Origin of the sequence: Nocardia anaemiae NBRC 100462 (assembly GCF_001612725.1) — a bacterium.
GTDB classification, from domain to species: Bacteria; Actinomycetota; Actinomycetes; order Mycobacteriales; family Mycobacteriaceae; genus Nocardia; species Nocardia anaemiae.
Genome location: NZ_BDAZ01000035.1, coordinates 78340 through 93905 on the forward strand (window position 1 = coordinate 78340; position 15566 = coordinate 93905).

The 15566-nt window shown below is 67.1% G+C and carries 15 protein-coding genes; 7 read left to right on the forward strand and 8 right to left on the reverse strand.

The genetic code is table 11. From position 1 onward, the window contains the following. Nucleotides 1–20 precede the first annotated feature (20 nt). The 4 genes from NA5_RS21940 (at nt 21) to msrB (ending at nt 4334) form a co-directional block, all read left to right on the forward strand. Nucleotides 21–782, forward strand: coding sequence for a pyrimidine reductase family protein (locus NA5_RS21940; RefSeq protein WP_062988951.1), 762 nt, complete (start codon nt 21–23; stop codon nt 780–782). Nucleotides 783–814: 32 nt separating this feature from the next. After that, entirely contained in the window at nt 815–2371 is a 1557-nt protein-coding gene (locus tag NA5_RS21945) for an alpha/beta hydrolase (RefSeq protein ID WP_062988953.1), read from the forward strand. Nucleotides 2372–2496: 125 nt separating this feature from the next. Continuing rightward, nucleotides 2497–3843, forward strand: coding sequence for a glycosyltransferase family 87 protein (locus NA5_RS21950; RefSeq protein WP_245672335.1), 1347 nt, complete (start codon nt 2497–2499; stop codon nt 3841–3843). A 47-nt stretch (nt 3844–3890) separates the two neighbouring features. Next, nucleotides 3891–4334 carry a peptide-methionine (R)-S-oxide reductase MsrB gene (gene msrB, locus NA5_RS21955; protein WP_062988955.1) on the forward strand — a complete coding sequence of 148 codons (444 nt, stop codon included), beginning with the start codon at nt 3891–3893 and terminating at the stop codon, nt 4332–4334. 105 nt (nt 4335–4439) lie between these two features. Here the strand turns inward: msrB and hemQ are convergent, their stop codons facing one another. The 5 genes from hemQ to NA5_RS21985 all read right to left on the reverse strand — a co-directional run bounded on the left by hemQ (nt 4440) and on the right by NA5_RS21985 (nt 10490). Next, complete coding sequence (hemQ, locus tag NA5_RS21960) at nt 4440–5135, reverse strand: hydrogen peroxide-dependent heme synthase (protein ID WP_040692486.1); 696 nt, start codon at nt 5133–5135, stop codon at nt 4440–4442. 328 nt (nt 5136–5463) lie between these two features. Continuing rightward, nucleotides 5464–6825 (reverse strand): protoporphyrinogen oxidase, encoded by a 1362-nt coding sequence (locus NA5_RS21970; RefSeq protein ID WP_062989117.1) that lies wholly within the window; start codon nt 6823–6825, stop codon nt 5464–5466. An 80-nt stretch (nt 6826–6905) separates the two neighbouring features. Continuing rightward, a complete protein-coding gene (locus tag NA5_RS21975) occupies nt 6906–8441 on the reverse strand; it encodes an acyl-CoA synthetase (RefSeq protein ID WP_062988959.1) in 1536 nt (511 codons plus the stop codon). A gap of 86 nt (nt 8442–8527) precedes the next feature. Further along, nucleotides 8528–9655, reverse strand: a complete 1128-nt coding sequence (locus tag NA5_RS21980; protein WP_062988961.1) for a DUF5938 domain-containing protein — start codon at nt 9653–9655, stop codon at nt 8528–8530. Between the two features lie 31 nt (nt 9656–9686). Next, a complete protein-coding gene (locus NA5_RS21985; protein ID WP_062988963.1) occupies nt 9687–10490 on the reverse strand; it encodes an SDR family NAD(P)-dependent oxidoreductase in 804 nt (267 codons plus the stop codon). Between the two features lie 223 nt (nt 10491–10713). On the opposite strand from NA5_RS21985, the gene NA5_RS21990 reads away from it, so the two are divergent. After that, entirely contained in the window at nt 10714–11355 is a 642-nt protein-coding gene (locus NA5_RS21990) for a TetR/AcrR family transcriptional regulator (protein WP_062988965.1), read from the forward strand. Between the two features lie 43 nt (nt 11356–11398). Here NA5_RS21990 and NA5_RS21995 read toward each other — a convergent pair whose 3' ends face one another. Together NA5_RS21995 and hemE are read right to left on the reverse strand one after the other, a co-directional pair. Continuing rightward, nucleotides 11399–11941: a uridine kinase family protein gene (locus tag NA5_RS21995; protein WP_062988967.1), complete on the reverse strand. Its 543-nt coding sequence runs from the start codon at nt 11939–11941 to the stop codon at nt 11399–11401. A gap of 27 nt (nt 11942–11968) precedes the next feature. Beyond that, entirely contained in the window at nt 11969–13024 is a 1056-nt protein-coding gene (gene hemE / locus NA5_RS22000) for a uroporphyrinogen decarboxylase (protein WP_062988969.1), read from the reverse strand. A 171-nt stretch (nt 13025–13195) separates the two neighbouring features. On the opposite strand from hemE, the gene NA5_RS22005 reads away from it, so the two are divergent. Both NA5_RS22005 and NA5_RS22010 read left to right on the forward strand, forming a co-directional pair. Continuing rightward, on the forward strand, nt 13196–13747 hold the full coding sequence (locus NA5_RS22005; protein ID WP_062989119.1) for a DUF3000 domain-containing protein: 552 nt from the start codon (nt 13196–13198) through the stop codon (nt 13745–13747). Nucleotides 13748–13769: 22 nt separating this feature from the next. Further along, a complete protein-coding gene (locus NA5_RS22010; protein WP_062988971.1) occupies nt 13770–15044 on the forward strand; it encodes an HRDC domain-containing protein in 1275 nt (424 codons plus the stop codon). Nucleotides 15045–15102: 58 nt separating this feature from the next. On the opposite strand, the gene NA5_RS22015 is transcribed toward NA5_RS22010, so the two are convergent. Continuing rightward, nucleotides 15103–15519 (reverse strand): SRPBCC family protein, encoded by a 417-nt coding sequence (locus tag NA5_RS22015; protein ID WP_062988973.1) that lies wholly within the window; start codon nt 15517–15519, stop codon nt 15103–15105. Nucleotides 15520–15566 lie beyond the last annotated feature (47 nt).

A 15566-nucleotide genomic window follows, 5' to 3' on the forward strand; every position in this document is an offset into this window, starting at 1 on the left:
ACGTGGTGTGATCTTTCTTCATGCAGCGTATCCACAATGCGATCCAGCTCACAGGACTGAGCCGGGAAGAGCTCGCCGACCTGTACGCCTACCCCACCGAACTCCAGGCCCCTTGGGTCCGCGCCAATTTCGTCTCCAGCATCGACGGCTCCGCCACCAGCGACAATGTCTCCGAGGGCCTCGGCACCCCGGCCGACAAAACCGTTTTCATGCTGTTGCGCCAATTGTCCGATGTGATCGTGATCGGCGCCGGCACCGCGCGGGCGGAGAACTACGGCGGCGCCGGGACCGACCCCGTCTTCCGGCGCGCACTGTACGACCGCGGGATCGGCGGACATCGCGACGGCGCGCCGCCGCCGATCGCCGTGGTCACCGCGAGCGCCGCGCTGGAGCCGGGCGCGCGGCTGTTCACCGAAACCAAGGTTCCGACGCTGATCATTACCACCAGCACCGCGCCGGAGGATCGCAAACAGCAGCTCGCCGATGCGGGCGCGCACGTCATCGAGGCGGGCGGTGTCGCGATCACCCCGCAGGGCCTGCTCAACACGCTCACCGACCTCGGGCTGCGGCGCGTGCTGTGCGAGGGCGGACCGCATCTGTTCGGTGAGCTGCTGGAGGCGGACGCGGTCGACGAACTGTGCGTCACCACCGCGCCGATCCTGGTGGGCGGCACCGCCCGCCGAATCTCACTGTCCGCCCACGAGTTCCGGGTACCGATGGTGCGCAGGCATATCCTGCTCGACGACGATGGCACCATGCTTGCCCGCTGGACCCGTTCATGAACAAACCGCGCGAACCTGGCAGGCTGTAGCGCATGCGCTGGACTCGAGCCGTCGTGCTGGCATCGACACTCTCGATCATGATCGCCGGATGCGGTGCGGGACCTTCCGATCGCCCCGGCGTCGCCGTCGAGCGCGCGCCGCAGGGCGGGGCGGGTCCGCACCCGACCACGGTCATCGCGCCGCCACCGGATGCCGGTGTCCCCAAAACCGATCTGACCTGGCGCGATTGCACCACGCCGACGCTGGACCTGCTCAGCCTCGGTCCCGCGCCGTCCGGCCTGGTACTGGAGTGCGCCGAATACACCACGCCGATCGATTCGACCGGCGGTGTGCTCGGCAACTTCCGCACCGGCGCCATGCGGGCCCGGCTGCCGCAGACCCCGACCGATGTCGCGCCGCTGGTCATCACCTCCGGCTCGGACCGCTCCTCGACCGCGACACTGGCCGGGCTCGCGGTCGGCGCGGGCAGCGGGCTGCTGGCCAGTCGCCCGATCGTCGCGGTGGACCGGCGCGGCCTCGGCACCTCACAACCGATCGACTGCATGACCGTCGAGGCCCGCCGCGGGCTGGCCGATAACGGTCAATTCGGGCCGGGCGCAAGCGATCCCGTCGAAGCGGTGACCGGATTCAGCCAGGACGCCACCATCGCCTGCCGCGACTTCCTGCAGCCCTATGAGGGCACCTTCGACGCACCGCACGCCGCCGACGACATCGAACAGCTGCGCAGGCAGTGGCAGGTCGATCGGATCGATCTGCTCGGGTCGGGCAATGGCGCGAAGGTCGCGCTCAGCTACGCGCGGAAGTTCGGCGACCACCTGGCGCGGCTGGTCCTGGACTCGCCGGAGGCCGTCGGCGCCGATGCCGTCACCCGCACCGAACAGCGCGTCCAGGGCGCGGAGGCGGCGGTGACCGCATTCGCCCAGCGTTGTACCGGAGTCGGCTGCTCACTCGGTGCCGACCCACGCGCGGCGATCATCGATCTGGTGCGCAAGGCAGGCAGCGGCGGACTCGGTGACATCTCCGCGAATGCGCTGCTGACCGGTTTGTCGGGCTTCCTGGCCGGCCCGCGCGACCAGGCCGCGCATATCACCGAACTCGCCGACGCGCTCTCGGCCGCCGGGCGTGGCGATCGCGGCCCGCTCGGGACGCTGATCCAGCGCGAAACCGCCGCCACCGCGGCCGACGGTCAGTTCGTCAGCCGCTGCACCGATAACCAGCTGCCGCCGAGCCCCACCAAGGCCAAGGAACTCGCGGACACCTGGGGTACCAAATATCCGATCTTCGGCAGGTCGGCCGCGATCGGGATGATGGAATGCGTCGCGTGGCCGGTCAGTGCCGCGCCGCCGCTGCCGGAGAAGCTGGACCTGCCGGTGCTCGTGCTCGGCGGGGTCGCGGATCCGTTGGTCGGCGACGGCGGTCAAGCCTCGGTGACCGGAGCGCTCGGCGCTGCTGGGGCGCGCAAGGCCGCGATCACCTGGCAGGGATGGGGTCATCCGGTTTTCGCCCATTCCGGTTGCGCGCAACGGGCTCTCATCGACTACCTGAAGGACGCCAAGCTGCCTGCTGACGGCACTGCTTGCCCCGCTTGATCGAGCGCATCAACGACACAGCCCTTTAGGGGATCGCCAGCAAGGCGCAAGTCATTTCCCCTAACATCGGCGCGCCAGGCAGGTCCCGGCAACCGTGCCGTGCGGATCCGGTGTACCGTGCCCCAGTGTTACTTCGACAGCTCGAGCCTCGCACCGCTCGCACCACCGCCGAGGTGATCAAGTTCGCACTCTGGCCGCTCGCGGTCATGACTGTGCTCAACCGGATCTTCATCAAGGCAGTCAACGGGTTCATCACCGATGACTTCAAACCGGTCTACAACGCGTCGCTGGCCTTCCTCAACCACCGACCGGTGTACACGGCGGATTACAACCTGGTGGATCCGCACTACCTGTATCCCCCGAGCGGCACGCTGCTGATCGCGCCCTTGGCGCTGATCGATCCGGAGAAGTCGCGCTGGTGCTTCATCCTGCTGAATGCCGCCGCCATCATCGTGGCCTGGTACCTGCTGCTCAAGCTGTTCAAGTTCACGCTGTCCTCGGTGGCGGCCCCGGCGCTGCTGCTGGCCATGTTCAGCTCCGAAACAGTCATCAACACATTGGTTTTCACCAATGTGAACGGATGCGTGCTGCTGGCCGAGGTGGCCTTCATCATGCTGCTGCTTGCGCGGCGCGATCTGTGGGCCGGTGCGATATTGGGTTTGAGTATCGCGGTGAAACCGACGCTCGCCCCGCTGGTGCTGATCGCGGCGGCGCGTGGGCAGTGGAAGGTGTTCTACACCGCCATCGGTATTCCGGTCGCGCTCACCGCTGTCGCCTGGCCGCTGTCGAAGGACGCGGACAAGTTCTTCACCCGGACGGCGCGCTACCTCTTCGAATCCCGGGACTACTTCAACAGCGCGATCGTCGGCAATGCGGCTTATTACGGTCTCCCGCCGTGGCTGACCTGGGGCATTCGCATCGTGATGGGCTTGGTAGTGGCCATCTCGCTGTGGCTGCTGTACCGCTACTACCGCGACGACGAACTGTTCTTCGTGACGACCTCGTCCGGTGTGCTGATGACCGCGTTTTTCCTGCTGTCCTCACTGGGGCAGATGTACTACTCGATGATGCTGTTCCCGCTGCTGATGTCGGTGGTGCTGCGCAATTCGGTGATGCGCAACTGGCCGGCATGGCTGGCGGTCTTCGGATTCATGTCCTATGACAAGTGGCTCTCGGACCGCTGGCAGGGCCTCGGGCGCAACCTGGAGTATCTGCGTATCACCTTCGGCTGGGGCCTGCTGCTGATCGTCATCGCGTGTGTGCTCGTCGATCGGTATCTGGCGGCACGAAGGGAAGGTCGGCTGCCGTTCGGAATCGATCCGGAGTGGATGCGCTCGGCGCCGGATTCGCGGGATTCCGCCGACGATGCGCCGCGGGTGGTCGAGCCGGAGACGGCATACGAAAGCACTCCGCAGGAGGCGACGAACGGCAGCGAATTGCTCGACGAACCACGCGCGAGTGCGCTCAAGTAGCAATGGCACATTCGGCGCATGCGTCGAAAACCTATTAGCGTGGAGCAATGAGTTCTGACGCCGACACGTCCCTACCCGCGCCCCGGATCCAGCTCACCCCACAGCAGTGGAAGGCGAAGCTGAATCCGGAGGAGTACGCGGTGCTGCGACAGGCCGCGACCGAACGTCCGTTCACCGGCGAGTACACCGACACCAAGACCGAGGGCGTCTACGTCTGCCGGGCGTGCGGGGCCGAATTGTTCCGCAGCACCGAGAAATTCGATTCGCATTGCGGTTGGCCGTCGTTCTTCGACCCGGCGAAGTCGGAGGCGGTCATTCTGCGCTCCGACGACACACTTGGCATGCACCGGGTCGAAGTGCTGTGCGCCAATTGCCACAGCCACCTCGGCCACGTCTTCGAGGGCGAGGGATACAACACGCCCACCGATAAGCGCTATTGCATCAACTCTATCGCCCTGCAACTGCACCCCTCGGGCAGTGCAGCGGAGTAGAACGACTGCGGCGCTGAGCGAAAGGTACAGACCGACCGGCATGTTGCGCATGCCCCGAAAAACTGGGGCATGCGCAAATGGTTGGTGAATCGGACCGGTCAGTGCTCAGGGCAGCGCGGCGATGAGCTTTTCGATTTCGACGCGGGGGCCGGTGAAGAAGGGGACCTCTTCGCGCACGTGCAGGCGGGCCTCGGTGGCGCGCAGGTCGCGCATGAGGTCGACGATGCGGTGCAGTTCCGGGGCCTCGAAGGCGAGGATCCATTCGTAGTCGCCGAGCGCGAAGGAGCTGACGGTGTTGGCGCGCACATCCGGGTAGCCGCGCGCGGCCTTGCCGTGGTCGGCGAGCATCTTGCGGCGCTCGTCGTCGGGCAGCAGATACCACTCGTAGGAGCGCACGAACGGGTAGACGCAGATGTAGTTGCCCGGATCCTCACCGGCCAGGAACGCCGGAATGTGGCTCTTGTTGAATTCGGCGGGCCGATGCAGCGCCACATTGCTCCAGACCGGCGCGCTGGCCCGGCCCAGTTCGGTGGTGCGCCGGAAATCCGCGTACGCCGACTGCAGATCCTCGACCCGCTCGGCATGCGACCAGATCATGAAGTCGGCATCGGCGCGCATCCCCGCGACATCGTAGATGCCGCGCACCACGACATCGCGCTCGGCGAGCCCGTCGAAGAACGCCCGCGCCTCCTTGATGGCGGCCTCACGGTCGTCCCCCAGCACCCCCGGCTGCACCTGGAACACCGAGAACATCAGGTAGCGGATGGTGGAATTGAGTGCTTGATAGTCGAGTCGCGCCATGATTCCTATCGTGCCACTGCGGCGGATCGATGCATCCGCGCGGGCCGTTCCCATGCGAGCGCCACATCCGCGATCTCACCCGTACGGTCGCTGCGTGAACTGCTCGATGCGAATGCGTTGATCGGGCGTGCCGATTGCGCGAACAGCCCCACCGCCTCGCACCGGGAGTAGCGCTCGTTCGCGGCGGAGACCGTCGACGAACCGAATTCCCTACCGGCGCCGCTCGGGGCCACGGCACCGCAACCCCATCGCGGCGCAGTGTGGCAGCGCCGATCTCGACTCCGCAGCTCAGATCCAGGCGCTCAGTACCGGTGTGGCGAAGTGCGGATCAGGGGGCGGTGGTGGAGGTCAGGGTGCTGGCTATGCGGTGGGCGGCGGCGGTGCCGGAGGCTACGCAGGCGGGGACGCCGACGCCGTGGAGGTAGGCGCCCGCGATGGCGAGGCCTTCGAAATCGGCTGTGCTGGATTCGATTTCGGCTACGCGGTCGAGGTGGCCCGGGGCGTATTGGGCGAGGCCGCCCGGCCAGCGTTGGACCACGGCGGAGATCGGTTCGATGGTGGCGCCGGTGACGGTGGCGAGGTCTTCGGTGGCGGCTGCGATCAGGTCGGCGTCGGACCAGGTCTGCGTGGAGTCGTCACCGAATTTGCCGAACGAGGCTCGGACAGCTGCGGTTTCGCGTTCGGCGAGGTGGGTCCACTTGCGGCTCGACAAGGTGAAGGCCTTGGCGCGCAGGGGTTCTCCGGTGGCGACCAGGATGCCGGAGTTCTGCGGCAGCGCGGTGTCACGTGGAAGGGCAAGGGCCACAACGACAGACGAGGAGAGCCGGATGCCCGCGGCGGCTGATGCGGCGGCAGGCGCGAAGGGGCGCAACAGGTTCGCGGTCACGGGGGCGGGGGTGGCGAGCACCACCGCGTCCACCGCGCCCACCGGTTCCAGTACCCAGCCGTGGGTCGCGCGGATCAGGTGGGTGGCCGAGGTCGCGGTGACGAATTCCGCCTCGGATTTCGCGGCCAACGCATCCAGGAGGACCCGGTAGCCGTCGCGCAGGCCGCCGAAGACGGGCGCGTTCGAGGGCGGCGGCATGGCGGCGGCCACCGCCTCGGTGAGGCTCGATGCGCCATTGTCGAGCGCGGCGGCCAGGGTCGGCAGTGCGGCGCGCACCCCGATGGAGCGCGAACTGCCCGCATAGACGCCACCGAGCAGCGGATCGACGCTGCGCTCGGCGACCTGCGCGCCGAACCGGTCGGCGACCAGACTGTAGACGTCGATATCGGCGTCCGGATACCAGGCCAGCGGTCGTCGCACCTCGGCAGCGATCCGCTCCATCGTCTCGGCATCGACCAACCCGCGCATCGACTCGGCATCCGACGGAATACCCATCAGCGTGCGTTCCGGCAGCGGATGCGCACGCCCCTGCGCCCAGACCAGTGGCCGCAAGCCCGCGGGCACCACCAACTGCGACTCCAGCCCGAGTTCACGCAGTAGCGCGGGCACCTCCGGCCGCCGCCCGACGAATGCCTCCGCCCCGAGATCCAAAGGCTCCCCGGCCAATTCGCCGGTATACAGAATCCCGCCCAACCGCGCACCCCGATCGATGACCACGATCTCCGCCTGTGCCCCGAGCAGCCCCCTTAACCGGTACGCCGCGACAAGCCCGCTGATCCCGCCACCGACCACCGCGATTCTCATGTCGCGACCGTAGCCCGCCGACCGACCCGCACCGAGCACACCCCTCACCTTCGTGACCGAGCACACGGTCGAGCAGCGTTTCAGCGGTCGCCGCGCAGCTGTGCCCGGATGTCCGGCTTGAGCACCTTGCCGATCTTCGAGCGCGGCAGGTCGGGCCAGATCTCCACCTGCTTGGGAGTTTTCACCGCGCCGAGGCGTGCCCTGGTGTGGGCGCGCAGTTCGTCGCCGGTCGCGGTGTGGCCGAGATGCAATTGGACGACAGCGGTGACTCGCTCGCCCCACTTATCGTCGGGAAGTCCGATGACCGCGCAGTCCTGGACGGCCGGGTGGGTCAGCAGCGCCTGTTCGACCTCGGCGGAGTAGACATTGAAGCCGCCGGTAATGATCATGTCCTTGGCCCGGTCGACGATATAGAGGTAGTTGTCGGCATCGAGGTAGCCGATATCCCCGGTGTGATGCCAGCCGTACCGCGACACCTCGGCGGTCGCGTCCGGATTCTTGTGGTACCCGGCCATGACCAGCGGGCCCCTGACCACGATTTCGCCGCGCTCATCTGCGGGAAGCAGGTGCCCCTCGGCATCCATGATGGCAACGCGAGTGAGCGGAGTGGGCCGTCCGGCCGAGGACAGTCGTTCGGTGGCGATCGAGCCGTCGGCACGGAAGTGATCCTTCGGAGCGAGCGTGGCGACCATCATCGGCGCCTCGGACTGTCCGAACAGCTGGCCCATGACCGGTCCGATCCGGTCCAGCGCCGCGGCGAGCCGGGCGGTCGACATCGGGGCCGCTCCGTACCAAAGGCACTGCAGCGAGCTGAGATTCGCCTCCGGCAGCGCTGGATGATCCAACAGCATGTAGATGAGTGTCGGCGGCAGGAAGGTGTGGGTGATCCGGTGCCGCTCGATCAGCGTGAGGAATTCACCGAGGTCCGGCGCGGGCATCACGACGATCTCACCGCCGAGGACCAGGATCGGAAAGCACAACACGCCCGCGGCATGGGTCAGCGGTGCCAGCGCCAGATAACGGGGTCGAGGTTCGAACGGATAACTCATCAGGGTCAGTGCCGTCATCGTCTCGATATTGTGGCCGGTGAGCCGGACACCCTTCGGCCGCCCGGTCGTGCCACCGGTGCCGACCAGCATGACGAGCTCATCGATCGGCTCGACCTGCCACGGATCATCGGGGCATTCCCGCACCCAGTCGTCGAAAGATGGTGCATCGGCAGCCTTTCCGTCCAAACAGACCAGTGTCCGCAGCGCGGGTAGTAGCGGCGCGATGGCGGAAATCAGTGGTGCGAAGGCGGATTGGAATATCAGACAGGTGCAGTCGAACAGGTCGAGCAGCTCCCGATTCTCGGCCGCCTCGTTGCGCGGATTGATCGGGCACCACACCGCACCGGCACGGGCGATGCCGAAAACACAGGCAAAGGCCAGTGTGTCGTTCGCCGACAGGATCGCGACCCGCTCGCCGGGCCGGACCCCGGATCGTGCCAGTGCGCGGGCGATCCGCCACGACAACTGCTGTACCTGCGCGTAGGTCAGCGTGTGCCCGTTCATGGTCAGGCAGGGCGCGGCGGCGCCGAGCGAGGCGCCCTTGTCGAGATAGTCCGTCAAACGCACGGTAATCCTCTACGGAAGCTGTTGTGGAAGAGGCGGATTCGGGCCACGGGTAGACAGCTCTGTCCACCCGTGGCCCGAGGCCGCGATCAACGGTGCACGGTAAGTACCGGTTCTGCGACCAGCCCGAAACCGCGCAGCACCCCGAGCAGCTCCCGATGACCGAAGGCCTGGCACGCCGAGGCGAATCCCGTTCGTTTCGGCGGCGCCTGCAAGAGGGCGTTCGCGGCAAACGCCTGCAGCAGGCCGGTCTGCTTGTAATTGCAGTTCCCGTAGATCACGCAGTGCGCACGCGCCAGCGGTCCGGACGCGTGCACGGAGTCGAGCGAGGTGTTGATGCGCGGATTCTCCCGCGGCGGCATCTGGTCGCGAACCAGCGCGGCCTGTTCGGCCAGTACGCGGTATTTCTCCTGCACCGGAAGGTCTTTCACCTGCTCGACAACCGCCTGCACGATTTGCGGCACGCCCTGCATCAACGGCCGGTTGAATACGCCACCGAGCACCTTCACATTCGCCACCCGCGGATCGCGCTTGAACCACACCGGATGCGAGGTGCCGCCCCACGGCAGTGCGAGCCCGATCTCGTGCTGGCCGGGCACAACCACGTCGTAGAGTCCACCGTCCGCAGGCCACTCCACATACTGGTTCTGTTCGAGGTAGTAGGCCTTGGACAGCGCGGCATTGACCAGGATCGTCTTCGTCGACGCGACGGTCGGGAAGCCCTTCCAGAAGACCTGGATATCGAGGGTGTCCAGACCAGGGGTTTCCAGGCAGATATTCGCGGCGATCTCCCCGGTGGTGTACATCTGCGCGACGCCCGGTGCGAGCAGCAGACCCCGCGCGGCCATTTCCGCGCCGTATTGCTCGTCGCAGTCGATCAGCCAATCCTGTTCGCCGGTGGTGTCCAGATAGTGGGTCCCCGCGGCCACACAGGCCCGCACCACCTCGTGCCCGTACTGCGCGAACGGGCCGACGGTATTGCAGACAACGGCGGCGCCGCGAAACAGTTCGGTCAGCGGTGCGACCTCGTGTGCGACCTCGACGACCTCATGCTCGACGGTCTCGATGCCGGGAATCTTGTCGATCGCCTCCTGCAGCCGGGCCTTGTCCCGGCCCGCGGCGATGAACGGAATATTGAATTCGCGGAGATATTCACAGACCAGTCGGCCGGTGTATCCGGATGCGCCGTAGACGACGACGGGCTTATCGGTACTCATCAGATCTCGAACCTTTCGCTGTCTTTGCCGCTCACATGCCCATGCCGCCGTCGACCGGAAGACCGGCGCCGGTGATGAAACGCGCGGCGTCGGAGGCGAGGAACACCACCGCGTCGGCCATATCGGCGACCTCGCCCAGCCGCCCCTGCGGTGTCTGTTCGACCACCGCGCCGACGGCGGCTTCCGCGCTCGGGAACAACCCGATCCGCGCGACATCGCTGGCCAGTTGGGCGCCCATCTCGGTCGGGACGAGGCCGGGGTATACGCAGTTCACTCGCACGCCGTAGCCGAGCTTCCCGGACTCCATCGCCGCGACCCTGGTCAGGCGATCCACCGCCGACTTGGTCGCCGAGTACACCGAAATCCCGGGGAAGGCGATGGTCGCGGCGACCGAAGCGATATTCACGATCGCCCCGCCCCGGCCCGCCGCACCGCCGGGCCGCATCGCACGCAACGCGTGTTTGATGCCCAGCGCGGTACCGAGCACATTCACCTCGAGCATCCGGCGCACCTCTTCCGGATCGAGATCGACCACGAGGCTGGTGATTTCGACACCGGCGTTGTTCACCACGATGTCGAGGCCGCCGAGCGCGGCGACGGTATCGGTGACCGCCTGCGCCCAGCGCGCGTCATCAGTGACATCGAGCGGCACGAATTCGGCCGTCGCGCCGCTGGCTCGCAAGGCTTCAACAGTGTCCTTGCCGAGGTCTTCGCGCACGTCGCCGATCGCGACCGCCGCCCCGGCGCGGGCCAGCGCCTCGGCCATACCCGCGCCGAGTCCTCGCGCGCCACCGGTTACCAGGGCCGTGCGCCCGGCCAGGTCGTAGCCACTCATCCGGCATCTCCTCCTCGAGATGGTCAATTCGGCTGTCGTCGCATCCAACCTTGGGCGAATGCGACGTGGATCACAGTCTGCGCGGACTCTTGACGGACGTCAAGAATTTTCTAGACAGTCGTCAAACTTTTCTTACACAATCGTCAAACCAGCTGGTCGTCCGCGACCGATCCCGCGATACACTGGGCGAATTCACAGGACGCGGTGACGGAGAGAAGCCACGATGACCGAAATCGTTGCGACCAAGCGGGATCGCATCGCGCGCCGCCAAGTCGACAAGTTCGGCGAACGGCGCGCGCAGCTGGCCGCCGCCGCGCTGCACACCCTCGCCGAACTCGGCTACGCCCGTACGAGCCTGCGGGAGATCGCGCAGAAATCCGAGTTCACCCACGGGGTGCTGCACTACTACTTCAACGACAAGGTCGAACTGATCACCCACGCGGTGCGGCAGTACGAACAGGTCTGCGTCACCCGCTACGACGACATCGTCGCCGCCGCGACAACGGCCGAACAGCTACGTCACGACTTCGGCGCCGCGATGGCCGCCACCCTGGACGCCGACGCGCCGCTGCACCGGCTCTGGTACGACCTGCGCAACCAGAGTCTGTTCGAGGAGTCCTTCCGCGCTGACGTGCTCGAAATCGACGGCCACCGCGAGCAGATGATCCGCAATGTCGTCGACCGCTTCGCCGACCTTTCGGATCGACCACTGCTGATCTCCTCGGCCACCGCCTACGCCATCTTCGACGGCCTGTTCCAACAGGCACTGCTGCGCAAACTCGCCGGGGACAGGGGTGCCGCCGAAACCCTCGCCACCGAGGCCGCCGGTCTCCTCGACGTGCTGATCGGACCGGGCAAGCCCTAGTCGCAGTCCGGAATCATCCTGTCGCACAGCCGATCAGAGATGATCAAGCCGCACCGGGAATGATCACATCCACGTGCTCGCGGGTGCGATCGGCGACGAAGTGGGCGTCTTCGGCCGCCATCCATCGCTCCCACAAAGGGAGCGTGTGGGCACCATCGCGTTCGAGACCGCGTGCCAGACACACCGCCCGCGGGGTCTCGATCCAGACCGCCAGCGACAACCGATCACGGACCGCGGCACGGGCCGAGGAGACGCCTTCGAGAATGAGCACTCCGCCGGGAGCGGCATCGTGCCATTCGGCCAAAGCCTGCTTGTCCCAGTCGAATCGCTGATATCGACCGGGACGGCGATCGGCGATCGGCTCGAGCACCTGCTGTTCGAGGCGAGGCCAGTCCGGGAGTTCGTTGTTCGCGGCCGCGAAGTCGTCGGTATGCACGACAAGCGCGTCGCACCGCGCCGCCAAAGACGCTGCGAACGTTGACTTTCCGGCTCCGGCCGGTCCGTCGACGGCCACCAGCCTGGTCGAACCGAGTCGCGGCGCGGCGCTGACGACCCTATCCACGATGTCGTCGAGCGCCGTACTCATTTCCAGCGACGCCCCACGCCTGGTCGGTCACAGTTCGTGGACGAGTTGCACCAGGGCGGTCAGCACGCCCGGATCGGTATCGGGCAGCACACCGTGCCCGAGGTTGAAGATATGACCCGCCGCGCCCATGGTGATCGCCTCATCGGCCTCGTGCGTGATGCGCCGCGCCTCGGCTTCGACGGCGGCGGATCCGGCGAACAGCACGGCGGGATCGAGGTTGCCCTGCAACGCTTTTCCCGGTCCGACCCGCCGCACCGCCTCGGTCAGCGGCACCCGCCAATCGACGCCCACCACATCGGCGCCCGCCTCCCCCATCGCACCGAGCAACTCACCGGTGCCGACCCCGAAGTGGATCCGCGGCACCCCGGCCTCGGCGACCTCCGCGAATACCCGCTCCGAATGCGGCAGCACGAATTCGCGATAGTCGGCCAGCGAGAGCGCACCGGCCCAGGAATCGAACAGCTGCACCGCGTCCACACCGGCGGCCAACTGCGCCTGCAGGAAGGCGATGGTGATATCGGTCAGGACGCCGAGCAGCTCGTGCCAGGTGGTCGGGGCGGCGTGCATCATCGCCTTGGTGCGCTCGTGGTTCTTGCTCGGCCCGCCCTCGACCAGATACGACGCGAGCGTGAACGGCGCACCGGCGAATCCGATCAGCGGGGTATCACCGAGTGCGTCGGTGAGCAGCCGCACCCCGTCGATCACCGCACCCACCTCTTCGGGCCGCAGCCGGGGCAGTGCACGCACATCGGCGATGGTGCGCACCGGCGCGGCGATCACCGGCCCGACACCGGCCACGATATCGAGATCGATACCGGCGGCCTTCAGCGGAACGACGATGTCGGAGAACAAGATCGCCGCATCGACACCATGGCGCCGGATCGGCTGCATGGTGATCTCACACACCAGTTCCGGATCGAAGCACGACTCCAACATGCCGATGCCCTTGCGCAGTTCGCGGTACTCGGGCAGCGACCGTCCGGCCTGCCGCATGAACCACACCGGACGACGGCTCGGTGCGGCGCCGGTGGCGGCGGCCAGGAACGGGGCATCGGTCAACCGGCGACGGGTGTGAGTGCTCATCACCGCCTATCGTATGCGGCCCGCAAGGCCCGCTAGCGGCGCGCCTCCGACTGCGCCGGGCACGCAAGGTCTACCGTCGCTTCCGTGACACCGCTCGACTTCCGCGACGGAGCCGCACCGACCGAAGGACCCAACGGCGAGCCAGCTCAGTTTCGCGCCGCGGTCGATGCGATGGGCACCGCAACCGTGCACCCTCGAATCGAGCTGGCACCGATCCGACCGCCCCAACGCCTGGCACCCTTTTCCTACGCACTAGGCGCGGAAGTCAAACACCCCGAGACAAATGTGGTGCCGGTCGATTCCGAGGGCGATGCCTTCGGCAGGCTGATCCTGTTGCACGATCCCGATGGTGCCGAGGCCTGGCACGGCATCTTCCGCTTGGTCGCCTATATCCAGGCCGATATCGATGCCGCACTGGCCACCGATCCGCTGCTGCCCGAGGTCGCCTGGAGTTGGCTGGTCGACGCGCTGGAATCCCGCGGCGAACCGTTCACCGCCCTCGGCGGCACCGTCACCTCCACCAGTTCGGTGCGCTATGGCGATATCGCCGGACCACCGCGCGCACACCAATTGGAGCTGCGCGCCTCCTGGACCGCGATGACCACCGAGATGCGCCCGCATGTGGAAGGCTTCTGCGAAGTGCTGGCCTACGCGGCCGGTTTGCCGCCCGCCGGAATCACCCATCTGCGACCGGAGTCGTATACCAGCAACGACCACACCTGATCGCCACGTAAAGTTCAGGTTTATGTCGGTAGCAGACGAGTCCGAGCAAAGCAACACGCCACCAGAAAGCACGGCGGAGCCGCTGCTCGTGCCCGCCGACGGTGTGCCGCCCGTGCTCGTCACCGCCGATGAGGTCGCCGATGCCGCCGCGCGGCTCGCGGCGGGCGAGGGTCCGCTGGCCGTGGATGCCGAACGCGCCTCCGGTTTCCGGTATTCGGCGCGCGCGTATCTGATCCAGTTGCGGCGTGCGGGTTCGGGCACCTTCCTGATCGACCCGATTCCGGTCGCCGATGCGCTCGAACCGCTGGCCGCCGCGATCAACGATCTGGAGTGGGTCCTGCACTCGGCCGATCAGGATCTGCCCGGACTCGCCGAACTCGGTCTGCGCCCCGCGCGACTGTTCGATACCGAATTGGGTGGCAGGTTGGCCGGATTCGAGCGCGTCGGACTGGCGGCCATGGTGGAGCGATTGCTCGGCCGGGCACTGCGCAAGGGTCACGGCGCGGCCGACTGGTCGACCCGGCCGCTGCCCGATGATTGGCTGAACTACGCGGCACTCGATGTCGAATTGCTGCTCGAGCTGCGCGACGAAGTGGCCGCATCGCTCGACGCCCAGCACAAGACCGATTGGGCCGCACAGGAATTCGAGCACGTCCGGATCACCGAACCGGGCACGCCGAAGGCCGACCGGTGGCGGCGCACCTCCGGCATCCACACCCTGCGCCGCACCCGCCAACTGGCCATCGTGCGCGAACTGTGGACCACAAGGGACACCCTCGCCCGCACCCGCGATGTGGCACCCGCCCGCATTCTCCCGGACGCCGCGATCATCGCCGCCGCGAACGCCGAACCGCGCACCATCGCCCAACTGCGCACCCTGCCGGTCTTCGGCGGACCCCGCCAACGCCGCTATTCCCGCGACTGGCTCGCCGCCGTCGACCGCGGCCGCACCCTCCCCGACACCGACCTACCGCCGCTGACCCAACCGTTCGAGGGACCACCGCCGGTGAACCGCTGGGAGCGCCGTGATCCGGCCGCTGCCGCACGTCTGGTTCGAGCACGCGCGGCGATGGGTGAACTGTCCATCGAGTACGCGATTCCTGTGGAGAACCTGCTCTCCCCCGACCTGGTGCGCCGCTTGTGCTGGGACGGACTCCCCGATTACGACCGCGTCGGCGAACTCGACGATCTGTCCGCCGCGATCGATGGCTTCCTCAAGTCGGGCGGGGCCCGGCCTTGGCAGCGCGAACTCGCGGTCCCGCGACTCGCCGCCGCGCTGACCCCGAGCCCGGAGTAGGCCACGAATCGGTCGGTGGGCGCGCCGCCATCGGCTGAGCGGCGACCGAGCTCGGCGTTCAGGACGAGGTCGAGACAGCACTCTCGACGGTCTGCTTGAAGATCTGCAGGCCATGCTCCATGGACGCGCCGAATGCGTCGGCGAGTTCGTGCGGCAGGGTGTCGTGGATCCAGACGAAGCGGCTGCCGTCGGCGTGCGGGAAAACCTGCATAGACGAGTTGTCGTGCTCCGGGGTGACGCTGCCGCCGACGATGGAGAACACCATCCGGCGTTCGGCTTCGTCGAGTGCGATGAACCGTTCGTGCAGGACGGTACCGTTCGCGAAGGTGACGATGCGCAGGTCCGGGCCATCGAGGGCGCTATCGGTGACGAAGCCGGGGGCCATCCGGGCCGGACCCTGTGCGAAGTCGCCGATGATCGCCCACAGCTCTTCGGTAGGCGCCTCGACGATGATCTCTCTCTTGACCGACCCCATGGCTGATCCTCCTGCGCTCCCGCTCTGGATAACTTGTATTCCCAGAA

What these genes read in the sequence shown, in the direction of transcription:
- NA5_RS21940 (WP_062988951.1), top strand. Translation starts at nt 21, where the DNA reads ATGCAGCGTATCCACAATGCGATCCAGCTCACAGGACTGAGCCGGGAA.
- NA5_RS21945 (WP_062988953.1), top strand. Translation starts at nt 815, where the DNA reads ATGCGCTGGACTCGAGCCGTCGTGCTGGCATCGACACTCTCGATCATG.
- msrB (WP_062988955.1), top strand. Translation starts at nt 3,891, where the DNA reads ATGAGTTCTGACGCCGACACGTCCCTACCCGCGCCCCGGATCCAGCTC.
- hemQ (WP_040692486.1), bottom strand. Translation starts at nt 5,135, where the DNA reads ATGGCGCGACTCGACTATCAAGCACTCAATTCCACCATCCGCTACCTG.
- NA5_RS21970 (WP_062989117.1), bottom strand. Translation starts at nt 6,825, where the DNA reads ATGAGAATCGCGGTGGTCGGTGGCGGGATCAGCGGGCTTGTCGCGGCG.
- NA5_RS21980 (WP_062988961.1), bottom strand. Translation starts at nt 9,655, where the DNA reads ATGAGTACCGATAAGCCCGTCGTCGTCTACGGCGCATCCGGATACACC.
- NA5_RS21985 (WP_062988963.1), bottom strand. Translation starts at nt 10,490, where the DNA reads ATGAGTGGCTACGACCTGGCCGGGCGCACGGCCCTGGTAACCGGTGGC.
- NA5_RS21990 (WP_062988965.1), top strand. Translation starts at nt 10,714, where the DNA reads ATGACCGAAATCGTTGCGACCAAGCGGGATCGCATCGCGCGCCGCCAA.
- NA5_RS21995 (WP_062988967.1), bottom strand. Translation starts at nt 11,941, where the DNA reads ATGAGTACGGCGCTCGACGACATCGTGGATAGGGTCGTCAGCGCCGCG.
- hemE (WP_062988969.1), bottom strand. Translation starts at nt 13,024, where the DNA reads ATGAGCACTCACACCCGTCGCCGGTTGACCGATGCCCCGTTCCTGGCC.
- NA5_RS22005 (WP_062989119.1), top strand. Translation starts at nt 13,196, where the DNA reads ATGGGCACCGCAACCGTGCACCCTCGAATCGAGCTGGCACCGATCCGA.
- NA5_RS22010 (WP_062988971.1), top strand. Translation starts at nt 13,770, where the DNA reads ATGTCGGTAGCAGACGAGTCCGAGCAAAGCAACACGCCACCAGAAAGC.
- NA5_RS22015 (WP_062988973.1), bottom strand. Translation starts at nt 15,519, where the DNA reads ATGGGGTCGGTCAAGAGAGAGATCATCGTCGAGGCGCCTACCGAAGAG.